The organism is Granulicella mallensis, assembly GCF_014203225.1.
In the GTDB taxonomy this organism is placed as follows: domain Bacteria; phylum Acidobacteriota; class Terriglobia; order Terriglobales; family Acidobacteriaceae; genus Granulicella; species Granulicella mallensis_A.
Genome location: NZ_JACHIO010000020.1, coordinates 41,626 through 56,651 on the forward strand (window position 1 = coordinate 41,626; position 15,026 = coordinate 56,651).

Consider the following 15,026-nt stretch of genomic DNA (forward strand, 5'->3'; position numbering starts at 1 on the left):
AAGCGTCACGGTTTGCGCTTCGCGCTATGGAATACCCCTGGTTCTTCCATTAACGAATGACCCACCACTACTGCCGACCTTTGTAGCGAAGGTACTGGATGACCATGTCTCGTACACAGCGAACAGCCGGAGCTAACCGGCCAATATGCCTGGAGTGCAATAACCAGATATTTTGCCTTGGAGTGAAATCCTTTACATCGACCAGTTTCAACTGTTTGCGCAAGGGGGACGAATAAAACACCTGCGGCATCGCGAGACCAAGCCCAATACCCTCCGCCACAAGAGAGAACTGCAACTCATATCCTTCTGCTTCCACCGCAGAGACAAAAGGCAACCCACGCTGCAGAAAAGCCACTTCCAGTAGCTGGCGGCTTCCGCATCCGTGAGGGTTCAGCACCCAGGACTCCGCAGAGAGTTCTTCAAAGTCTATCGACTGCGGTAAGCGCTTCGTCTTCGCTGCAACGATAGAGAGCGGCTCTGTTCCAATGCACTCCGCCACCAGGGAGGACGGGGGGACAACTCCCTCGGGAATCAGGACGACAGCAGCATCCAACGTTCGATTGGCGAGACGCTCCAGGAGAACCGTACTCCACTGCACAAAGGCCTGAATCTGCAACTTCGGGAATTCCGTGCGGAGACATCGGATCGGCGAACCGATGGCTAGATCTCCAAGCCCGCGCGGCATTCCAAAACGAAAATTGCCGGAGGGCTCTCCCCCGTTCATGATGCCTGTCTTCAGATCGTTCACAGAGCTCAATACGGGCTTCGCAAACTCGTAGGTCTCCTGCCCCGCGCGAGTGGGACGCATGGGCCGTGTCTGCCGATCGAGTAGCGGCATCCCCAAGGCGTCTTCCAGGTTCTGAATCCGGCGGGTCACAGCCGACTGCGTGAGATGAAGGCCGGCAGCAGCGGCCACAACCGAGCCATGGTCTACGACAGAGACGAAAGCCTCAAGATCAATCAGGTTCATTCGCTTCGACTCCTCTCCTCTTTATGATGCTCATTCTTCTTTGAATGATTCCTTATATGCCATCTTCAGCCCCACAGAATGCTCAATTTTCATAATGAGTATCAAGAAGTTTCATGATTCTTAGTATGCACGATAGGAATCTATCACTGCATAACCCTTTCTGCGGGATTGCGGCTTGCGGAAGAGGTGAACCAGAGAAACAGCACCCAAGGAGAAGCGAAGCGGAGGCCAACATAGGCCACCCGGAGCGAAAACAAGATTATGTGGATAGTCAGATTAGCCCTCAATCGGCCCTATACCTTTATTATCCTGGCGCTCCTCATTTTGTTGCTTAGCCCAGCGATCATTCTTCAAACTCCCACAGACATCTTCCCCAACATCAATATCCCGGTGATCTCTGTCGCCTGGACCTACACGGGACTTAATCCTGAAGACCTTGAGACTCGCCTCACCACTCCTTACGAGAAGGTGCTGACCACGCTGGTCGACAACATTCAGCACATTGAGTCCACGACGTACAACGGTGTCTCGGTAGTAAAGATCTATCTTCAGCCCGGAACGAGCCTCGACACAGCGAACGCCCAGGTGGTGGCAGCAGGTGGGTTTGTAGAGCGCTTTCTTCCTCCAAACGTCCAGCCGCCGGAGATCATCAACTTCAGCGCTTCGAGCGTTCCCATCCTGCAGCTCGGAATCTCCGGAAAAGGGATGTCCGAATCCCAGTTGAACGACCTCACCCTCAACTTCCTGAGAACCCAGCTCATCACGGTTCCAGGAGCCGTGATCCCCCTGCCCTATGGCGGCAAGCAACGGCAGGTGATGATCAACATGGATCAGAATCTGATGCAGTCCAAGGGAGTCACGCCTGACGACGTACTGAACTCCGTCAACGCACAGAACCTGATTCTTCCTTCTGGTACCGCAAAGGTGGCTGAAAGCGAACTGGATGTGCGCCTGAATGTAGCGCCTCGCACGATCGCCGAGTTGAACAACATCCCGATCAAACAGGTCGGGCACACGACGATCTATCTGAGAGAAGTTGCCCGCGTAAGCGACGGCTTCGCCGTCCAGACCAACGTAGTCCGCCAGGATGGGCATCGTGGCGTGCTTCTCTCCATCCTGAAGGCAGGCAATGCTTCGACGCTGGATGTCGTCTCGGGCATTCGCGGAATCTTGCCCCATGCCGCTGCAACGCTGCCCCCCGAACTGAAGATCAACCCGCTCTCCGACCAGTCGGTCTTCGTGCGCGGCGCAATCAGCGGCGTGATTCGAGAAGCCGTGATCGCCGGTGCTCTGACCGGGTTGATGATCCTGCTGTTCATCGGGAGCTGGCGCAGCACCATCATCATCGCCGTCTCGATACCCCTCTCGATTCTCACCTCGATCATCGTCTTGAGCTTTCTGCACGAGACGATCAACATCATGACACTCGGCGGCCTGGCTCTCGCCGTCGGCATCCTGGTCGACGATGCCACCGTTGAGATCGAGAACGTCAATCGCATTCTCGAAGAGGGGCATGAGACCGACATCAAGCAAGCCATCCTGGATGGTGCGCAGCAGATTGCGGTTCCAGCCCTGGTCTCGACGCTCTGCATCTGCATCGTCTTCATGCCGCTCTTTCTGCTCGGCGGAGTAGCTCGCTATCTCTTCGTTCCTCTCGCGGAAGCTGTCGTCTTCGCGATGCTCGCGTCTTACATTCTTTCCAGAACGCTTGTGCCTACGCTGGCGATGTACATGCTCAAGCTCAATGAGGGCCGCGAAGACTCACGCAACCCTTTCGTGCACTTTCAAAGAGGCTTTGAGAGAGGCTTCGAGCGCGTACGTGCCGCCTATCACGATCTGCTGACGCGCCTTGTCACCCATCGGAAGCTCTTTATTCCCGCCTTCCTCCTGGTTTGTCTCTGCGTCTTTCTCCTGGTGCCATGGCTCGGGCAGGACTTCTTCCCGCAGAGTGACAGCGGTCAATTCATCCTGCACGTTCGCTCGAAGACCGGCATGAGGATCGAAGAGACAGCACAGCTCTCAGATCGCATCGAAGGTGTGATTCGCAAGGAAGTCCCCGCGAATGAGATGGACAACATCCTCGATAACATAGGCCTCCCTTACAGCCCGTTGAATACGATGCACTCGACATCAGGGGTGCTCGGCGCGAATGACGTCGACATTCTCGTGTCACTGAACGAACACCATCGTCCAACAGCCGATTATGTTCGCGACCTGCGGAAGACTCTTCCGCAAGAGTTTCCCGGCGTCACCTTCTACTTCCTGCCGGCGGACATCGTGACCCAGATCCTCAACTTCGGTCTTCCCTCTCCAATTGATGTGCAGATCGAAGGAAGCAACGTACAGGCGAACCATGTCATCGCCGAAAAGCTGATGGCCCAGTTACACCAGGTGTCCGGCCTTGCGGACCTTCACATCCAGCAGCCTCTCGACTATCCCACGCTCAATGTCGACGTGGACCGAACGAAGGCCTCACAGGCAGGACTCACGGAGCAGAATATTGCTTCGAGTGTACTGAACACCCTGAGCGGCAGCTTCCAGGTCACACCGATGTTCTTCGTCAATTGGAACAACGGGGTGAACTACAACATGGTCGCTCAAACTCCGCAGTACCGCATTCAATCGGTGAAGGATATTCAGAATATTCCGATCGCGGACGGCAATAAAAATAATCCGGAGATACTCGGGGACGTTGCATCCATGCAGCGCTCCCATGAGATGGCGGTCATCTCTCACTACAATATCCGGCGCGTGATCGATGTCTATGGAGCCGTGCAGGATCGCGATCTCGGCTCTGTCAGCCGCGATGTGCAACGAATCGTCGATGCAAATCGGGCTTCCCTACCGCGTGGAACCTTCATCACCATACGCGGCCAGATCACTACGATGCGTGCCTCCTATAACGGCTTGCTGCTGGGTCTCGGGTTTGCGATCGTGCTGGTGTACATGCTGATCGTCGTGAACTTCCAGTCATGGCTTGACCCCTTCATCATCATCACGGCACTTCCCGCCGCCATGGCAGGCATCGTTCTCATGCTCTTCTTCACCCACACGACGTTGAGTGTTCCAGCCCTGATGGGAGCGCTGATGTGCGTCGGCGTTGCGACGGCCAACAGCATCCTGGTCGTCTCCTTCGCGAAGGAACGGCTACAGCTTCACGGAGACGCTCTGAGAGCTGCTATAGAGGCCGGCAACACCCGCTTTCGTCCCGTCATCATGACGGCTCTCGCCATGATGATCGGCATGGTGCCAATGGCTCTTGGCCTCGGCGACGGTGGCGAGCAGAATGCGCCGCTCGGACGCGCCGTGATCGGCGGCCTGCTCTGCGCCACCATCGCCACCCTGGTCTTTGTTCCGTCCGTGTTTACGTTGTTCCACCACAACACTCAAATCAAAACCTCAGAACTCTCTGAGGACATCCAGGATCACGCAACAGCCTAAAGCGGAGTTACGTCATGACACAAAATGAATCAAACATTGCCGCAGCAAACGCTCCAGTGCCTTCTCAGAATCGGCCTCGCAGCAAGCGACCGGTCATCATCGGAGTCATCCTTGTCCTTGGCATTGGGTTAGCCGTCTTCAAGGGCATCCATTCACGCGTGGAAGCGGAGGAGCAGTTGCATTCCGTGGCGCGAGCTTCCTCCATACCGTTTGTCGATGTGGTCTATCCCAAGGGAAACTCCGAGGCGGAAGAGGTTGAGCTGCCTGGAAACACGCAGGCCTTTACCGACACTCCTATCTATGCCCGCACCAGTGGCTACGTGCAGCATTGGTATGTAGATATCGGTGCTCATGTGAAGCAGGGACAGCTTCTTGCCGTGATCGAGACCCCCGAACTCGACCAGCAACTCGCACAAGCGAAAGCAGAGCTCAAGAATGCTCAAGCCAATCTGCAGATCTCGCAGATTACGGCAACGCGCTGGCAGAAGCTGATCAAAACGAACTCCGTCTCACAACAGGAGACGGATCAAGCGATCAGCGATCTCGGCTCGAAACAGGCCCTGGTGGATTCGAATAAAGCCAACGTCGATCGCCTGGAACAGCTTCAAGCCTTCGAGCGGATTACCGCGCCATTCGACGGAGTGATTACGGCTCGCAACACGGATATCGGTGCCCTGATTCAGGCCGGTGACAACACTGGCCCCAAAGAGCTCTTCCACCTCGCCGCCGTTCAAAAGTTGCGCGTGTATATTCCCGTTCCTGAGGTCTATGCCTCCTCCATCAAGACGGGGGAAGAGGTTCCAGTAACGCTGGATGCTTTTCCAGGAGAGAAGTTCACAGGAACACTGGTACGAAATGCCGATGCGATTGACTCGAACTCCCGCACGTTGAACGTAGAGGTCGACGTCGCGAACCCCTCGGGACGATTGATGCCCGGAGCCTACGCCTTTGTGCATCTCAAAGTCCCGGCCAGCACCGGCGCCGTCTCCGTTCCAAGCAACGTGCTGCTCTTCCGCTCTGAGGGCCTGAGGGCCGGCATCGTGCGCAACGGTCACATACAGCTAACGCCCATCACGATTGGGCAGGACTACGGGGCTTCCGTAGAGGTGCTCAGCGGACTTTCTGCGCAGGACGCAGTCATCGTAAATCCTTCGGACTCCCTTGCGAATGGAGCCGCCGTTCAGATCGCCCAGAAGCCGACAGACGGAGCACGACAATGAATAAGTATCTTCTACCTCTAAGCGCAGCCGTATTGCTGTTATCCGGATGTATGGTTGGCCCCAAGTACACCAGGCCAACAGCTCCCCTGGCACCCGACTTCAAGGAATTGACCAACTGGAAAGAATCGGATGGCTGGAAGGTCGCCCAACCGGATAGCACGCTGATTCGAGGAAAGTGGTGGGAGCTCTACGGAGATCCGAAACTGAACGAGTTGGAAGAGCAGGTAGAACCTTCCAACCAGTCGTTGAAGATTGCCGAAGCGAACTTCCGCGAGGCCCGCGCAGCGATCCGCTTCAACCGTGCCGCTGAAGCTCCAACGATTGGAACTTCGCCCAGCATCTCAGCGGTTCGCGACTCAGCCAACCAGCCCTATTTCTCGCCCAGCCTGGCAAACAACGGCACAGGAAGTTTCACACTCCCCTTCGATCTCAACTACGAAGTCGACCTCTGGGGACGGGTGCGCCGCACCGTCACCGCGTCGAGAGAACAGGCCCAGGCAAGCGCCGCCGATCTTGAGACAGCGCGGTTGAGTCTCCATGCCGAAGTTGCCATCGACTACTTCGAAGTGCGGAGTGCGGATGCGCAGAAGAAGCTTCTCGACGATACCGTCGCCGCCTATCGTCAGGCGCTCGAATTGACGGTGAATCGCTTCGAGGGCGGCGCGGCGCCTGAGTCCGACGTCGCACAGGCAAAGACCCAACTCGATGCCGCTCGCGTTCAGGCTTCAGAGATTACAGTTCAACGAGCACAGTACGAGCATGCTCTGGCCATTCTCATTGGGAAGCCTCCCGCTGCCTTCAACCTGCAGCCGATCCCGCTCAATCTGCAGCCTCCCGCGATGCCGTCTATTCCTGTCGTTCTCCCTGCGCAACTGCTCGAACGACGCCCCGACATCGCCTCTGCCGAACGGCACATGGCAGCGGCAAACGAGCAGATTGGAATCGCGCAAGCTGCCTACTATCCAACTCTCAATCTGTCGGCAGCTGCCGGCTTTGAAGGCTCCTCCCTGTTGAACTGGTTCAACTGGCCCAGCCGCTTTTGGGCCGTCGGGCCAGGACTATCGGAGACTCTCTTCGATGCAGGCAGACGCCGGGCGACGACGGACACAGCCAAAGCAGGTTATGACAGCGCAGTTGCCAACTATCGACAGACCGTGCTGACATCCTTTCAGCAGGTAGAGGACAACATCGTCGTCCTGCACGTGCTCCAGACAGAATCGGCACAGCAGCATGAAGCTACAGGATCTGCCGAAAAAGCTCTTCAGCTATTTCAAAACCGTTATGAGGGTGGTGTCGATACCTATCTGCAAGTTGTCACTTCGCAAACAACAGCCTTGGCGAACGAACGGAATGACATCGATATTATGCGGCGACAGTTTGAAGCCAATGTCCTTCTGATCAAGGCGTTAGGTGGAGGTTGGGATGTTACGACCTTGCCTAAACTGTAAATCACCAGCAGAGCTACATCACGATGCAATAGACCGGAGAAGAGTTGTCCCGACAAAGAGTTGGCAGTAAAAATGTACGTCGATTAGTCGAGCAGAATATCGATAGATGTACCGCAGGTTAATCGATTCGAAGGCTGTAACTTTCTCTGACGTCGTAGCTCTAACGGTTGCACGATCCAATAAGCATGGCCAAAGTCTCTCTTGAGAGTAGATCCATTTCTTCGCGGCATTGTGCAATCTGTTCCAAGGAGCTGGGAATGTTCAAAGTAACTTGTGGTCTGTCTCTGGTCGCGGCGGTAATCAGTCTCGTATCGCCAACCCCTACCGTCGCTCAATCAGGTGCGCATGGCGGAGCAGTATTCGTCATGACAAACAATGCCGATAAAAATGAGATCATCTCTTACGAACGCGCTACGAACGGCCTCCTGAGCGGAGGGGTGCACTACGATACAGAAGGTCGTGGAAGCAGTGGCACCACTGATCCGCTGGAGGCTCAGGGATCTCTGACGCTCAGCCAGGATCAGTCGCTCCTCTTTGCGGCCAACGCCGGCAGCGGAAATATCTCGGTCTTCAGTGTTCATCATTCTGATCTGATCCTTCTGAACAAGGTTCCTTCGGGCGGAAGCCAACCGGTAGCTGTAGCGGAGAACCAGAACCTCGTCTACGTCCTCAATTCGGGCGGTGCAGGCAGTGTTGTGGGCTTCACGCTGGACTTCGGCGGCCAGCTGAAACAGATTAAAAATTCGACTATGTTCCTGACGGCTACCGTCACCGGCGGAGCATCGCTGAAATTCAGCCCCGATGGAAAGTTTCTTGTTGTCACAGAGAGACTGGCCAACAATATTGATGTCTTCCACGTTCTACCTAACGGCACCTTAAGCCCGATCATCGTCAATCCCAGCCCTGCTCCCGGAGCTTTTTCAGTCACCTTTGCTCCTGAAGGAAATGCGATTGTGTCGGAAACCGGTGCAGCTGGAGCGACCAATGGTTCGGCGATCTCTTCTTACAAGATCACCACAAACGGCAAACTATCTCCCATCAGCCAGAGCGTCCCGACCTTTGGAGGTGCGAACTGCTGGAATGTAGTTACGCCGGACGGCAAATTTGTTTACGTCTCAAACGCGGGTAGCGCCACCATCTCCGGATTTGCCATCGGCAGCAACGGAGCTCTGACGCCTATTGGTGGAACGGTGGTCGGAAACAATCCTGAAGGCGCCACCAATCTGGACATCGCAGTGAGCGCTGATGGCAAGTACATTTACACGCTGAACTCCGCCACAGGCAATATCGGCGTCTTCGGCATCCGGACGGATGGCGCTCTCACAAACCTCGGCACAGCGGGCGACTTCGCAAAATCCGCAGGCTTCAATGGCATAGCAGCACTGTAAACATCCCATCTGTGGCTGCGAATATCCAATTCGCAGCCACAGATATTCATGTACTTACTTTGTCGTTCTTCCACGTCTGCCAAGCAGACGGGCAATCACCACGAGTGGACACGCCAGCGCCACCCAGGAGATTGCGTCCCAAACACCACCTCCAAGAAGCGCAGAGAGCAGCCCATAGGCTGTGATGGCGGCGAGGATAGCTGCCGGCCCATAAACTTTGCGGAAGGGGAAGGGTTGGGTCATTGCGCCATCACTCCTTCAGGAACGCTCTCCAGCTTTACAAGACGATCCAGTTCTTTCTCGACTGAGGCCCTACGCCGGGAGAGCCAAAGATACACGCCACTCACCAGCACCGCAATCAAAGCCACATCGAACAGCGCCCAGATGATCTTGAGTGGAAGCCCGCCATAATCGCCGAAGTGCAGTGGACGTGAAAGCTCCAGGGCACGCAAATACCAGGGCAGTCCACCGGAGACAGTCATCGCACCAGTCGACACATCGACAAGCACCGGAGTAAAGAGACGTGACGTGACAGGGGTCTTTCCCCTGGTCCAGACGATGTAGTGGCGAGGGCTGCCAAAGACTTCATTCGGAAAGAGCACAGAGCTAACCTTCATCTGCGGCAAAGCCGCGGAGACTTTGCTGACAGCACTGTCGACCGAACCGAAATGGGACGGCACAGGATTGCCTCGATAAGGTTCAAGAATTTTAGGTAGAGTCTGCGCACGCCACAATCCAAAGAGAGGCGTCGATAGCGCATTCATCACGCCAGTCGCACCGACAACCATCGCCCAGGTCAGGGTGACGATTCCAAGCAAATTATGCAGGTCGAACCACCGTATTCTATTTACTGCTCCGCGCCGGTAGGTTCCAAAGCTTAGTCTTCGCATGAAAGGGCCATAGACTAAGGCCCCCGAGACCAAAGAGATGACAAAGGATAAGGCCATGAGCCCCATGAATAACTCTCCGAGCAATCCCAGGAATAACTCTCGATGCAGATTTAAAAGAAATTCGAGAAGGCTAAATCCACCTTTCGGGATCTCAAGAAGACGTCCGGTGTGAACATCGAAAATAACCGAACGAATCTCTCCACTCTTAGGCTCTGCCGATGGGCTCATATTGACAAAGATCCTAGGCTCATCCTCATCCCAACTTAGTCCGAAGGGATGCAACGACGGGAACTTCGCCTGAGCTTCCACGACCATCCGATCAAGGCTCGCTGCCGTTGCTCCGGCCAATGCAGGCGCCGGAGCAACGTGCGGCTCTATGAGAGCAGTGACCTCATCCGAAAAGATTAAGGGAAGCCCGGTAACACAGGCCATAAGAAGGAAAGCCGTGCAGGCGAGGCTCGTCCACTTATGGATTCGATACCAGGCGCGAACAGTCCGTGCGCTCATTGAGCTTTGAGTATTTCCCATCGTAGTTCCCTCCGAACCAATTACCAGGTAAAGCGCAGGCTTCCGTTTACCGTGCGGCGATAGCCGTAGTAGCAGTTGTCAATGCCGCTGCAGGAGGGAACATATCGCTTGTCCGCGAGGTTGGCTCCATTTACGGCGACACGCCATCTCTCCAGGTCATAGTGCAAAGCTCCGTCGAACAGCGTGTAAGAAGGCACTGTGATGGAAGGGTGAAGGCTGTCTCCTAATCCGCCATACGTGCTGCTGGTCGTGCGAACGCCACCACCGAAGCCAAGTCCTCGCGCTGTTCTGGTATGAAGCACATAGTCTCCCCAGACAGACCCCATAGAACGAGGAGTCGCTACAGGGCTTGTCCCTAGCTGATCCGGAATCGTAGTGCTCGTGATCTTGACGGGATCGTAGGTGTAGGAGGCGGTCAGGTTTAATCCCTGAAGAGGATTCGCCTTGACTTCCAGTTCAATTCCACGGGAGCGTTCCGCCCCTGTCTGAATCGTGTTCAAAGGGTTTGCCGGATCGGGGGTCTGCACATTGGTTTCTGAGATGTTGAAGGCCGACAGGGTAACCAAATACCGTGCATTGCGAGGCTGATACTTGATGCCCGCTTCGTACTGACCGGCAGTTGTGGGCTTATAGGGTTGTCCATAAAAGTTGGTGCCGACGTTGGGCACAAAGGACTGAGAGTAACTAAAGTACGGTGCGAACCCTGAGCTGCTGACGCAGAGCAGACCGGCTCTTCCCGATAGGTGATGGTCGGGTTGAACGGTTGCAGGCTGGCTGCTGTCAAAGTCCGTGATGCTGTTGACCCAGTCATTGCGGCCGCTCAGCAGCAACACCCAGTGCGTATCGAACTTCAGTTGATCCTGAAGATAAACCCCCGTCTGGTGCACATTCTCTCGTTCCTTGCTGTAATCGCTGGGCAAGACAACGGGACCGTAGACAGGATGAAAGAGGTTCAAGGGGATAGAGGTATCGCTACCCGTATAGGTGATGGACGAGTTATACCGCAGGACATCCGCCCCAGCCAGGATCGTCTGCTGCAACCTGCCTCCGCCAAACTTCCCTTCTGCCTGGTTATCGACAGCAAAGGTGTTATTGCGTGGGTAGTACTCCCAGGGATAACGAAGAATGGTGGTCATCGCCGCGTCGATAAAGCCGCTGCCATTCGTGCTGCCATCTCCGTAGTAGGTGAATCGTGTATCGCTCTTCGTGAGTAGCTCCCGAAGATTTTGGTGGAAGCTCCAGTGGCTTCCAAAGAGCTGTGTAAACTCATAGCCCGCCGAAGCCTGGCGGCGTATCGTCTTGTCCCAGCCGGGCTGTCCGAGGTCGAGGCTGGTTGGAATCTGTCCATTTGGATTGGGAAAGAGAGTTCCATATCCCGGCATGAACTGAATCCAGCCGGTATGGTCGTACTGATAGTCCATCAGCAGCGTCAGGCTGGTTGCGCTGTTCGGCGACCAGCGCAGCGAAGGTGCAACCAGAAAGCGGTTATCGGGGATGTGATCGATCTGGGTTCCGCTATGGCGATAGAGCACAGGAGCACGGTAGGACCAGTGTCCGTCTCGATCGAGGGCATCTCCAAAATCTCCCGTAAGCTGGACGCGATCATAGCTGCCATAGTCCAACTCCGATCGCCGCAGCAAACTCGTGACCGGCTTCTTCGTCACCATGTTGATGAGACCGCCCGGAGTATTTTCTCCATAGAGAACAGAGCTCGGCCCCTTTAAAATTTCGACTCGTTCCAGCTCGAAGCTGTCGGTCTGAGCATAGGAATCCCAGAAGAGTCCGTTGTGAAAGAGTCCAAAGCTCGTCGCATCGAACCCACGCAGGCTGATGCTCCAATCACGCGACGGTTCATAGCCCTGCGTCTGCGCCGCGACGCCGGCTGTATAGAGCAGGAGGCTGCTCAACCCTGTGACGCCCTGGTCATCCATCTGTTCGCGGGTGATCGTCGATATGGACTGTGGTGTCTCCAGCAACGGCAGATCTGTCTTCGTTCCCGTGCTGGCATCGGAGGCGATATATCCGCTATCGGCCGTTACCGTCACCGTGCTCCCTGCCTGCCCCACCTTGAGTGTGAAGTTCAGCGCGGAGACATTGCCGTCAGACGGAATCACCAAGTCCTGCGAAACCGGCGTGAATCCCGGCGCGCTCACACGAAGGTGATATTGCCCAGGGTTCAGCTTCAACCGATACGATCCATCCGCACCGCTCTGAGTCTGCCGCTGGAGATCGTCACACTCGGCCTCCACCCTGGCCGACGTAATCATTGCGCCAGACGTATCCGTGATCGCTCCGGTAATGGATCTGGCTTCTGCCGTCCGGGAGACATTGCATAGACCATCGGCTTTTGTTTGAGCAAAGCCTCTTGCATCAAGAGCCAGGAACATCAGCAGCAATGGAACGCACAAGAAAGCGGACTTCCGCCACGATAGAAAAGCAGGACCTGCCATGAACACACCTTTCGTGTCTCCGCAGTCCGCCCTGTCCTTCCCGAAGGAAAGATGTTCGTCGGCCTGCGGGTTGTCGATCTCAAAGTCCTCGCAACGCTTCGCCAAAAGACTGCTGCGGGGACTTCCTCTTCTGCGCAAATCTCAACTTGCACTTCAAAAGCTTCAGACCGGCTAAGCCGATAAAGCTGGTTGAAATGGAGTCGATTTGCATTTCGGACTCATTCGGTCGTATTTAGAGTATTACAGTGTGCCGAAACTTACTTCCTGAGTTCGGACAGTCTTTGCGCCGAATTGGACAAATCAATGCAACGAAGTACAGATCATGAGTTCTACCAGCAGGTGCCCCGCCCCATCGGCGCAATGGCGAAGTCCTATGCGAGCGGATATCCGGGGTATTGGCACAGCCATGCGCGCGCTCAGTTTCTCTATGCGGAGTCCGGCACGATGAAGGTCACGACAGATCGCGGCTCGTGGATTGTGCCTCCTCACCGCGCGGTCTGGTTCCCACCAAACTACCCTCATCAGACCGGAGCGCTCAGTGCCCTGGAGATGCGAACGCTTTATATTCGCCCCGAATCCTGCCCCTCGCAGGCACCGAAAGAACCATGCATCATTCAGGTGTCCGCACTGCTAAGAGAGCTCGTGCGCCGCGCAACGATGATGCCCATCGAGTATGACGAAGAGGGTCATGACGGGAAGACGATCGAGCTTCTCCTCGCGGAAATCAGTTGGCTGCCGGCCTCGGGTATCGTGATGCCTTTACTGCGTGATCCCCGCCTCATCCTCATTGAACAAGCCCTCTCGGCCGACCCTGCGGATAACCGGACGCTGGACCAGTGGGCCAGCCTGGTAGGCGCTGCCCCTCGCACCTTGACGCGACTCTTCCTCAAAGAGAGCAACATGTCCTTTCGTCTCTGGCGAGACCAGTTTCGTGCTCTATCCGCAATTCCGCGTCTAATAGAGGGAGTGCCTATCACTGAACTTGCGATGGAATTCGGCTACGAGACCCCAGGGGCCTTTGCCGGTATGTTCAAGCGTGTGATGGGCGCTTCGCCAAGCCAATACCTTGCCGGCGATCGATCGAAGTAAGCCGGCTGTTGTTGGTATCTTCATAAATAATACGAATCGTTTCGTAAATAAATGAATCTACAGAAACGTGGAGAGAATGCTTGCACCCTCAGAGATCGGTGAAGAGACGCACTCAGGCCGCGGTCGGCCTCGCAGCGAAGCGTCGCAAGCAGCCGTTCTCGCCGCCACGACAGAGCTGTTGAAGGAGACCTCTCTTCGTGACCTGAGCATTGAGGCCATCGCCAGGAAGGCCGGAGTCGGCAAGCTTACGATCTACCGCTGGTGGCCGTCGAAGGCCTACGTGGCTCTCGACGCGGTGATGTACTCCATGCGGAGAAACGTTGTGCCGCCGGACACCGGCTCGGCGGAACGGGACTTCGCCCTGCATCTTCGTTCCGTTATCCGGTTCTATACCGGCCCGGTCGGACGCACCTTTCGGCAGCTCCTGGCCGAAGGACAGAACGATCCTGAGTTCGGCGAGGTCTTCCTTCAGCGCTTTCTCATGCCACGCCGTGAGGTCATAGAAAGCATCTGGAAGCGTGGCGTCGATCGCGGAGACATCAAGTCTGACCTGGCGATGGATACAGTCCTCGACCTGATCAGCGGGCCGATGATCTTTCGGCTCCTGACAGGCCATGCCCCTCTCAGCGATACGCAAGCGGATGCGTTGATAGCGGGAGCTTTTCGCGGAGTCGGCAGAGAGCCGGCCCGCCCAACAGTGAAAGGAAAAAGATAATGGCAAACAAAACGATTCTGATTACAGGCGTCAGCTCGGGGCTTGGGCTCGCACTGGCACAAGAGGCCCTGGCACAGGGTTGGACCGTGGTCGGCACAGTGCGCAGCGAGGAAGCCGCCAGGAACTTCACGGCAACAGCGCCCGGCAAGTCGTTTGCCTATGTGCTCGACGTGACGGACTACGCTCGCATCCCGGAGGTCGTTGCCGAGATAGAGAAGACAATCGGCGGCATCGAGGTCCTGGTCAACAATGCGGGGTACGGCATGGAAGGCCCTATCGAAGAGTCCTCTCTGGAAGAGATACGGAGGCAGTTTGAGGTCAACGTCTTTGGAGCCCTGGCCGTCACGCAGGCGGTACTGCCTTTCATGCGCCAGCGCCGCTCAGGACGCATCCTCAACATCACATCGATGGGTGGGCTGATCACGTTTCCCGGTGTCGGCATCTACCACGGAAGCAAGTTCGCCCTGGAAGGCCTCTCCGAGACCCTGGGCAAAGAGGTCCGTGGCTTCGGCATCTTCGTGACCGCTGTTGCTCCAGGTGGATTCCGCACCGACTGGGCAGGCCGATCGCTGAGCCGCGCTCCACGCACCATCCCCGACTACGACGAGATGTTCGAGCCGCAGCGTGAAGCAAGGCAGCAGCGCAACGGCAAGCAGAGCGGCGATCCAGTGAAGGCAGCCAAAGCCATGCTGACGATCCTCGCGGACCCAAACCCGCCCGCGCATCTTCTACTTGGCCCGGATGCAGTGAAGCTCGTCGAAGAGAAGCTCGACGCGCTCAAGGCAGAGATCGAGGCTTACCGCTCGCTTTCGATCTCGACGGACTTCGACGCAATCTAACAGGGAAAGGAGGAACGATGAAAGCGATTGGATAAAAGACACCGCTGC

At 56.1% G+C, this 15,026-nt stretch carries 11 protein-coding genes; 7 read left to right on the top strand and 4 right to left on the bottom strand.

Annotation, left to right across the window (positions count from 1 at the left end):
* Positions 1-67: 67 nt before the first annotated feature.
* Complete coding sequence (locus tag HDF15_RS20170; protein WP_184258837.1) at positions 68-970, bottom strand: LysR family transcriptional regulator; 903 nt, start codon at positions 968-970, stop codon at positions 68-70.
* A 261-nt stretch (positions 971-1,231) separates the two neighbouring features.
* On the opposite strand from HDF15_RS20170, the gene HDF15_RS20175 reads away from it, so the two are divergent.
* The 4 genes from HDF15_RS20175 (at position 1,232) to HDF15_RS20190 (ending at position 8,467) form a co-directional block, all read left to right on the top strand.
* Positions 1,232-4,411, top strand: coding sequence for an efflux RND transporter permease subunit (locus HDF15_RS20175; protein ID WP_184258839.1), 3,180 nt, complete (start codon positions 1,232-1,234; stop codon positions 4,409-4,411).
* Positions 4,412-4,425: 14 nt separating this feature from the next.
* Positions 4,426-5,631, top strand: coding sequence for an efflux RND transporter periplasmic adaptor subunit (locus tag HDF15_RS20180; protein ID WP_184258841.1), 1,206 nt, complete (start codon positions 4,426-4,428; stop codon positions 5,629-5,631).
* Entirely contained in the window at positions 5,628-7,079 is a 1,452-nt protein-coding gene (locus HDF15_RS20185) for an efflux transporter outer membrane subunit (RefSeq protein ID WP_184258843.1), read from the top strand. Before HDF15_RS20180 ends, HDF15_RS20185 begins: the two co-directional genes overlap by 4 nt.
* Positions 7,080-7,336: 257 nt before the next feature.
* The gene (locus HDF15_RS20190) at positions 7,337-8,467 is read left to right on the top strand and encodes a beta-propeller fold lactonase family protein (protein ID WP_184258845.1); all 1,131 of its coding nucleotides are present in this window, start codon (positions 7,337-7,339) and stop codon (positions 8,465-8,467) included.
* A 54-nt stretch (positions 8,468-8,521) separates the two neighbouring features.
* Here the strand turns inward: HDF15_RS20190 and HDF15_RS20195 are convergent, their stop codons facing one another.
* The 3 genes from HDF15_RS20195 to HDF15_RS20205 are packed head-to-tail and all read right to left on the bottom strand — an operon-like array spanning position 8,522 to position 12,440.
* Complete coding sequence (locus tag HDF15_RS20195; RefSeq protein WP_184258847.1) at positions 8,522-8,710, bottom strand: hypothetical protein; 189 nt, start codon at positions 8,708-8,710, stop codon at positions 8,522-8,524.
* Positions 8,707-9,864: a PepSY domain-containing protein gene (locus tag HDF15_RS20200; protein WP_184258849.1), complete on the bottom strand. Its 1,158-nt coding sequence runs from the start codon at positions 9,862-9,864 to the stop codon at positions 8,707-8,709. Before HDF15_RS20200 ends, HDF15_RS20195 begins: the two co-directional genes overlap by 4 nt.
* Before the next feature lie 41 nt (positions 9,865-9,905).
* On the bottom strand, positions 9,906-12,440 hold the full coding sequence (locus tag HDF15_RS20205) for a TonB-dependent siderophore receptor (RefSeq protein WP_184258851.1): 2,535 nt from the start codon (positions 12,438-12,440) through the stop codon (positions 9,906-9,908).
* Between the two features lie 198 nt (positions 12,441-12,638).
* Here HDF15_RS20205 and HDF15_RS20210 point away from each other — a divergent pair, with 198 nt between their 5' ends.
* The 3 genes from HDF15_RS20210 to HDF15_RS20220 all read left to right on the top strand — a co-directional run bounded on the left by HDF15_RS20210 (position 12,639) and on the right by HDF15_RS20220 (position 14,978).
* A complete protein-coding gene (locus HDF15_RS20210; protein WP_184258853.1) occupies positions 12,639-13,424 on the top strand; it encodes a helix-turn-helix domain-containing protein in 786 nt (261 codons plus the stop codon).
* 76 nt (positions 13,425-13,500) lie between these two features.
* Positions 13,501-14,139 (top strand): TetR/AcrR family transcriptional regulator, encoded by a 639-nt coding sequence (locus HDF15_RS20215; protein ID WP_184258855.1) that lies wholly within the window; start codon positions 13,501-13,503, stop codon positions 14,137-14,139.
* Positions 14,139-14,978, top strand: coding sequence for an oxidoreductase (locus tag HDF15_RS20220; RefSeq protein ID WP_221314533.1), 840 nt, complete (start codon positions 14,139-14,141; stop codon positions 14,976-14,978). The genes HDF15_RS20215 and HDF15_RS20220 overlap by 1 nt, the downstream gene beginning before the upstream one ends.
* The last annotated feature ends 48 nt before the right edge of the window (positions 14,979-15,026 follow it).

Coding starts and splice junctions, on each gene's coding strand:
- HDF15_RS20170 (WP_184258837.1), bottom strand. CDS start 970: ATGAACCTGATTGATCTTGAGGCTTTCGTCTCTGTCGTAGACCATGGC.
- HDF15_RS20175 (WP_184258839.1), top strand. CDS start 1,232: ATGTGGATAGTCAGATTAGCCCTCAATCGGCCCTATACCTTTATTATC.
- HDF15_RS20180 (WP_184258841.1), top strand. CDS start 4,426: ATGACACAAAATGAATCAAACATTGCCGCAGCAAACGCTCCAGTGCCT.
- HDF15_RS20185 (WP_184258843.1), top strand. CDS start 5,628: ATGAATAAGTATCTTCTACCTCTAAGCGCAGCCGTATTGCTGTTATCC.
- HDF15_RS20190 (WP_184258845.1), top strand. CDS start 7,337: ATGTTCAAAGTAACTTGTGGTCTGTCTCTGGTCGCGGCGGTAATCAGT.
- HDF15_RS20195 (WP_184258847.1), bottom strand. CDS start 8,710: ATGACCCAACCCTTCCCCTTCCGCAAAGTTTATGGGCCGGCAGCTATC.
- HDF15_RS20200 (WP_184258849.1), bottom strand. CDS start 9,864: ATGAGCGCACGGACTGTTCGCGCCTGGTATCGAATCCATAAGTGGACG.
- HDF15_RS20210 (WP_184258853.1), top strand. CDS start 12,639: ATGCAACGAAGTACAGATCATGAGTTCTACCAGCAGGTGCCCCGCCCC.
- HDF15_RS20215 (WP_184258855.1), top strand. CDS start 13,501: ATGCTTGCACCCTCAGAGATCGGTGAAGAGACGCACTCAGGCCGCGGT.
- HDF15_RS20220 (WP_221314533.1), top strand. CDS start 14,139: ATGGCAAACAAAACGATTCTGATTACAGGCGTCAGCTCGGGGCTTGGG.